The sequence below is a fragment of the Siminovitchia sediminis genome (assembly GCF_042680885.1).
GTDB lineage: Bacteria > Bacillota > Bacilli > Bacillales > Bacillaceae_C > Siminovitchia > Siminovitchia sediminis.
Genome location: NZ_JBHUEO010000016.1, coordinates 1 through 1,829, shown reverse-complemented (window position 1 = coordinate 1,829; position 1,829 = coordinate 1). Strand labels below are relative to the sequence as shown.

General features: G+C 38.4%; 1 protein-coding gene. It reads right to left on the bottom strand.

Annotated elements, in window-relative coordinates:
- Positions 1-247: 247 nt before the first annotated feature.
- Positions 248-1,687, bottom strand: a complete 1,440-nt coding sequence (locus ACFSCZ_RS07390; RefSeq protein ID WP_380773204.1) for a DDE-type integrase/transposase/recombinase — start codon at positions 1,685-1,687, stop codon at positions 248-250.
- Positions 1,688-1,829 lie beyond the last annotated feature (142 nt).

Below are 1,829 nucleotides of genomic sequence, written 5' to 3'. Positions count from 1 at the left end.
GGTAATGTCAAAAGTTCTATGAAAACTCACTAGATTTCTATCAGTGGTTGGGTGGTTAACTCACGCAATCGCCCTTGACAAACACGCCAATGGTTTAGGTTGTGAATAACAAGGGCGAAGGGAACAAAAGTAGGCATGCCAAATAAGCCCTTGCTTTTTGCCATTTTAAACCATTGGCAAGTTCGGTTTGTCAAGGGTTCGCTGACGCCGATTGCTGGATAGCTCAAGGGCTCTGCTAAACAAAAAGTTAGGCTGATCTTTGGTCAATTATCCATTCTTGGGCTAACTCTATTAGCTTTGTCCAGCGTGCTGGCATTGTTGGTAGCCCTAGTAATTCAGGATTCACTACCGGTACTTTTCCTTCTAAGCTGGCATGTGGTCGCAGAAAATTGAAGTAAGCCACAAACAGAGTAACGTAAGAAACAGAACCTTGTTTTGAACCAAATCCATGTGTTGAGCGATAATTGCCTTTAAATGTACGATTTAGCCTCTCGATAATCTGCTTTAAAGGTCTGTATTCTGTTGAAACAGGGTCTTCATTTGTAAGACCAATCACTTGCTTCACATCAAATGAAATGCCATGTTGAGCAAAGAAGTGTTGGGCTAGAAGATAGATAGGGTTTCCGTCAACCACAAATGTAAGGTTCTCCGGAATCTCTTTCATTTTAAGTAAGACTTCATTAATCGCTCGAATGGCAGATGGCGTATCACGTTTTGGCGACACCGGGTAAGAAAGGATAATCTTTTTCACGGCATCAAAAAAGAAAAACAAGTAATGCCAACGTCCGTTTACTCTAACGTAAGTTTCATCGCCACAGAATTGGTCAGAAAGCTCATAAGGATAGTGATCTACGTAAGGTTTTAGTAAAAGAGCTACACTATTTTCGTAGTTCAATATCGTCTGATGAGAAATAGCTACACCATGAACATCCTGCATGATGGCAGCTGTCTTACGGGCAGAAAGCCCATAATTAACATGATAGGTCAGGATAAGACCTAATGTATGTGGTGATGCATAAATCTTAGATAAATCAACTGCTGGCAACTCCGGTGATTCCTTGGATAAAGGCTGAAAATCAATGTGAAACTGACGATAAATATATCTTAATTTGAATGCTTGTGGATCCTCTTTAAATCGTTTCTTTTCCTTTGAGGACATCCCATTCAGTTTTCTTTGATAATAGGAACAATCGTTGTTTTTGCACTTAAACACATGAAAGTCTTTTCTTTCTTTGATTTTCTCAAGAGTTTTGGAGCAGTGAGGACACTTGAGAATCGCTTCTTTTGAAAAGCGATTCTTATCACTGAAAAGACATGAACACACCTTGCATTGATACTGCCCTTTATCTCCGTTATTGGCATAAAGATATTCCGATGGAGCACCACACTTTGGACAGATCATGGATTTAGGTACTGTTACTTTTGCGTTTTTACGCCGTTGAACAGGCTTAAGTGGGTTTCCGTTCTGCTCTAAGTAGTCAGAGAGAAGGATTTGATAATCCAGCTTTTCAGGTACTTCAATAATCGGAAGATCATCCACTTGTAACTTTCGATAAGGTTTATTCACTGGCTGTTCTGTAGGTTTATCAAACATACTTTTACCGATTAATAAGGTAAGTAATGTTCGAATGATTTGTTCTAAAAAGTTTATATAAGTTAATAAATAGGTTATAATTTGAGGGTACAAAATTGTCACTTCCATTCTAGGTTTTTGGGTGTGTAGTAACTTCAATTATCCTTAGAATTCAGGGGGTGGCAATTTTTTTGCTTATAAAGCCCGCTATAAAGACATTCTATAGCCTATTTAATATAAAAGTTTTGACAATACG